General features: G+C 40.9%; 5 protein-coding genes. 3 read left to right on the plus strand and 2 right to left on the minus strand.

Annotated features, from left to right (window positions below; genetic code table 11):
* Positions 1-116: 116 nt before the first annotated feature.
* On the minus strand, positions 117-1304 hold the full coding sequence (locus tag D8M06_RS19530) for a M14 family zinc carboxypeptidase (protein ID WP_121206241.1): 1188 nt from the start codon (positions 1302-1304) through the stop codon (positions 117-119).
* 341 nt (positions 1305-1645) lie between these two features.
* Here D8M06_RS19530 and D8M06_RS19535 point away from each other — a divergent pair, with 341 nt between their 5' ends.
* From D8M06_RS19535 to D8M06_RS19545, 3 genes are all read left to right on the plus strand, one after another.
* On the plus strand, positions 1646-2287 hold the full coding sequence (locus D8M06_RS19535; RefSeq protein ID WP_121206238.1) for a GGDEF domain-containing protein: 642 nt from the start codon (positions 1646-1648) through the stop codon (positions 2285-2287).
* Between the two features lie 46 nt (positions 2288-2333).
* Positions 2334-3485 (plus strand): HD-GYP domain-containing protein, encoded by a 1152-nt coding sequence (locus D8M06_RS19540; RefSeq protein ID WP_121206239.1) that lies wholly within the window; start codon positions 2334-2336, stop codon positions 3483-3485.
* A 171-nt stretch (positions 3486-3656) separates the two neighbouring features.
* Entirely contained in the window at positions 3657-4832 is a 1176-nt protein-coding gene (locus tag D8M06_RS19545; protein WP_121206240.1) for a peptidase, read from the plus strand.
* Here the strand turns inward: D8M06_RS19545 and D8M06_RS19930 are convergent.
* On the minus strand, positions 4814-5236 hold a 423-nt coding region (locus D8M06_RS19930; RefSeq protein ID WP_206613301.1), incomplete at its 5' end, for a methyl-accepting chemotaxis protein. The genes D8M06_RS19545 and D8M06_RS19930 overlap by 19 nt on opposite strands.

Here is a 5236-nt window from a genome sequence, read left to right on the forward strand (position 1 = left end):
AATCACCCACTACTTTCATCATTATTACTTTGATTATAAAACAGAACAGCTAACAAATCATTTTTGTTGGCTGTTCTGAGGGACTTTTTCAGTGGCCTTCACCTGTCCCCTTGTCCCTATCTATCCGTCAAAGGAATATCATCATACTTATCTGCATCAAGCTCGTAAACATCACCAGTTGCTACTCCGTTTAAGATGCCATGCAGCCCTCTTTCCACTGCTTTGGTTAATTGTCCGAGCTTCTTCTGTCCATAACTTTGTGTTTGCCCAGTCACTTCAAATAAAACTGCTCCACTTCCATTAAGTGCAAAGGATCCTAAAGCCGTTCCGGGTAAATCCAAGTCTTGCGGATAAAGTGAAATATTCCCAATTGGAGAGTTCCCCATTTCCTGCATAGCATTATAAATAGCGACGTTTAGCTGTTTTGAGAACTCTACATCGTACGTATCAGCATACTCGCTATATTTTTCTCCCTCAGGTGAACTTGGATCTGGTACAAATACCCCTGAAAGTGAGAATGTAACCGGATCGTCTGTCCCATCAATGACATACTCGCCTTGGTGATGAAGGTCAACGAAAACATCCACCTTTCCGAATTCCTCTTGTAAACCTTTGTAAACATCACGAATGGTTTGAGCTTCCGGAGTGATAAACCAACCAGGCTCAGATGATTGACCAGGGAAATCATCTGCTTGTGGGACATAATCCAAATCAGGATTGAAATCACGGTTCACGTCAAACCCAGGATTTGATGAATAATCCCAGTATTGATTTTGATACGTATAATAGTTCCATGTAGGTGAAACACCTTCTAATTGTGGAAAATCTTCTACTACTTCTTCCCATGTCATCTCATTCCCGCGCCGATTTAATTCCGTAGCATCCGGGTTCACCATAGGCATAGCAACAATTGTTAATTCTTCACGAAGCTGTCTAATCTCCGGCTTATTGGAAGTTCCAAGTTCCTTTATTATGTTCAACAAAGCCTTTGTACCAACTTTTTCGTTTCCATGAATTTCACTTTCAATTAACACAACCTTGTCCCCTGTACCAACGGTCGCCTTATAAATTTCCCTGCCATGATTAGAATAACCAGCAACTTCTACCGAAACTTCTCCTTGGCTAATTCGTTCAATCTGCTCTAGTTTACGTGTTAATTCTTCATGACTAATCATTCCAGAAATAGCCGGCTTCTGAACCTCCGTATCAGCAGACACTACTGGCGTATCCGCGACCGGCGTTACCAAACCAGTCCCTAATAAAAGTGCCCCACTCAATAACGCAATTCTTCCTCTTCTCTTCATCCATACCCCTCCAATAATTATATTCTCTTTAAACCTTTCCCCTTCTACCACCAAATCCCTTCCCAATAATTAAAAATGAATCCTCCTTACTAAAAATACCTTTGATAAAAGTACTAGTTTCACAATACCCCCACAAATCTTTCAGAACCTTATACCTAGCTTGGGACGCGGGGACAGGTTTGTCGTCCCACCCTTTTCTATCAATCTCCCCAATCCTTCTTTCAACCGCCTACCCTTTTCAACAAAGCCGGGACATGGAACCTGTCCCCATGTCCCCCGCCATTTACAGTAGTGTGTTTTAATATTATAATTAGGTATATTGAAGTTTATAGGAGATTGTGATGAGATATACTGGTAGATTTACCTTATTCTTATTAATTATAATTACATCTATCACGCAAATGGTTCTGGCTGAGCGGCTGGTACCTCTGGCTATTATCTTTAGTTGTGTCTATGCTAGTCTCGGTTGGTATATTGGATACTTATATGATAAGTATCACTTCCTCACTTTTAAGGATCCTTTAACGAAAGTATATAACCGCCGATACGGGGATAAAATGATACCTCGAATGCTCACAAATGCACAGCGAAGTCATACAGCACTTGCTATATTAACGTTAGATATCGATAATTTTAAATGTGTGAATGATACCCATGGACATGAGTATGGGGATATGGTATTGAAAGAGCTTTGCCATATTATCATAGGAAACGTTCGGAAAAAAGACATCCTTATCAGATGGGGCGGGGATGAATTTTTAGTCGTTTGCCCAAATGCGGATAGGGATTTTTTGAATAAAATTATTCAGCAGATCAATGCTGATATGGATAAGTTTATGTTGGAGAGTGAAAATAACATCCGTTTATCCACCGGGATTGCGCTTTATCCGCAAGATGGACAAACCATTGAACAGTTACTGGCTGTTTCTGATGAAAATATGTATGACGAGAAGTTATCGAGTAAACCAACGCCCCAACGGTGACATCACTCATACTTAGCTTTTTTTAGAGAGGAATAATAAGAATAAAATGGGAACAAAAATTGGCGATTCTTTATTATACGAAGAAAAACGAGCAACCATCTGGTTTTTATGGCTATTTTATATTATCTTTTTTGGCTATGATATTACCTATCATTATATCTTACCTGTAACACCTTGGAGAATTGAAGCACTCCCATCTAATTTCGGTCTAAATATCTTTCTATATGTTGCTATGCTTAGTCTTATTCCGATTGCCTATTATCTTATGAAAAAGCAGCGACCGGAAAAGATAAAATACATGGTATTTTTCACCTATACGATATTGTACATTTTCCATGATTTGTTCGTATATTGGGATAATGCGTCAACTTATGCTAGTGGAAACATAGCGGAAATCATGATTGTATTGTTTTCACCAATGTTTATTAGCAAACGATTTTTTTACACCGTATTTTTAGGAACCGTACTAAAATTTGCTATAATTGGTGTAGTGCTCCAGGATACTATTGTCCTATTTCCAATGCTTATGGTGCTGGTTATCGCACTCATTGCTTCCTTGCTTCTCTATCGTTTCCTCAGTTATGTGGATGCGGTCAAGGATTCTTATAGCAAGCAACTCGAAGGCATTGTTAAAGGGGTAATTGCTACCCTTGAACTGAAAGATCCATACACGAGAGGACATAGTGAACGGGTGGCAGATTACGCGATTATGTTGGCCAAAACAACAGGAAAGTTTACGGAGAATCAACTCCAGACGATTTACTATACTTGCCTCTTGCATGATATCGGGAAAATCCATATTCCAGATAGTATACTAACCAAACCTGGAAAATTAACAGAAGAGGAATATGAATTGGTTAAACAGCACCCAACCGTTGGAGCAAAGGCAGTTCAAGACGTGGAGGGCATTTCGGAGTACATGGATATTATTCTTTATCACCACGAACGCTGGGATGGAAAAGGCTATCCCAACGGCCTAAAAGGAGAAGATACTCCACTGTTGGCAAGAATTACAGCCATTGCCGATGCTTTTGATGCCATGACTACTACCAGATCCTACCGAGCGGCATTACCTCACGAAGAAGCATACAAACGAATTATGGACGGGAAAGGAACGCAATTTGACCCTCAACTGGTAGAGGCATTTAAAGACGTGTACCCTTCGTGGAAGGCCTATCATCAGAAATATCGAAGCTAAGATTTCTCAATGAAAGGGGGTGTCACACGATGAAAATTAAAAAACTAAACAAAATTAAAGTAACCTGCTGGTGGTGCTGGTGGGCAATGAAACCTTAATAACTCCCGTGTTAGGATGTTAGGAACAGAATTCTAGCATCCTCTTATTATGAAAAAAAGCGAGGAATACTAGATGAAAATTACCCTGCAGTCTACAGTATCTTTACACTCCTTATCCATTCGCCCTGATAAAAAACATTATATCGTAGAAGATGAGCAATCCGGCAATTATTACGAAATGCCCAAAGTTTGCATCGATGCCATCGAAATGATGCAGGAAGGGAAAACACTAGGAGAAATGGAAGACATTCTTGTTATTCGCTACCCAGAGGAAGACGTAGAGCTGATTTCTTTTACGGAGCAATTGATAGACTTCGGACTCGTCAAAGAACTGGATGGACAAATCTTGACTCGGGAGAAGCAGACCCAGTCACCTGCAGGGTTGGAATGGATTCCTCAGTGGTTAGGGAAGTTCTTTTTTAATGGCCTGACGAACAAAGTGTATGGACTTATTTTCCTAGCCAACATTCTATTTTTCATTTGGAAACCTCACCTTCTTCCTAATTATGGCGACATCTTTCTGTTCGACTCGATGATGATGAATATGGTGACATATATGATTATTTCGTTAATTCTCATATTGATACATGAATCAGGACACATTCTTGCGATTCGCGCCCATGGCCTACCAACCAAGCTGAATATTGGTAATCGGCTTTTTTTGGTAGTATTTGAAACGGATTTAACCACCGCTTGGAAACTCAGCCCCAAACAGCGGAATCAACTTTATTTAGCAGGAATGTCATTCGAACAAGTAATTCTTTTTCTCGCTCTTTCTATCTCTTTCTTTTCTGCAGGCAGTAATTCATTGCTAGCAGGAATAATAAGTTTGATCATCTTTGATATCTTTATTAAATTTATCTATCAATGCTGTTTCTACATGAAAACTGATCTGTATTACGTGGTGGAAAATAGTACTGGCTGTTACAACCTGATGGAAAGCAGTCAGCAATTATTGAGTAAATGGATTCCTTTAAGAAAACAGGATCGAAGGAATAAGGAAGCAATTTTCGAAAAATCCGAAGTCACCATCATTCGATTTTACAGTCTATTTTACCTTCTCGGAATGATGCTAATGGCTGGATTACTCATCTTTTACTTCCTGCCACAAATCCTATTTGCATTTTCCCAAAGCCTCCACCACCTAACAACCTATTCACCAGCAACCCCCTACTTCTGGGACGGCATCACCTTCATCACACAAACCATAATCATAGCAAGCATCCTCGTTTATACCCGATTACGATAGGCGGGGGACGCGAGTGTGGGGGGGACGCGGGGACAGGTTCCTCGTCCCCTGATTTCTATCAACCGACTTGGTCTTTCTATCAACCGCCCCACTCCCTCTATCAACCGACTCGCTCTCTCTATCAACCAACTCACTCCCTCTATCAACCGACTCACTCCCTCTATCAACCGACTCACTCCCTCTATCAACCGACTCACTCTCTCTATCAACCGACTCACTCCCTCTATCAACCGACTCACTCCCTCTATCAACCGACTCACTCCCTCTATCAACCGACTCACTCCCTCTATCAACCGACTCACTCCCTCTATCAACCGACTCGCTCCCTCTATCAACCGACTCGCTCTCTCTATCAACCGACTCGCTCCCTCTATCAACCGACTCACTCCCTCTATCAACCGACT

The sequence above is a fragment of the Oceanobacillus halophilus genome, assembly GCF_003628505.1.
Lineage (GTDB): Bacteria > Bacillota > Bacilli > Bacillales > Amphibacillaceae > Oceanobacillus > Oceanobacillus halophilus.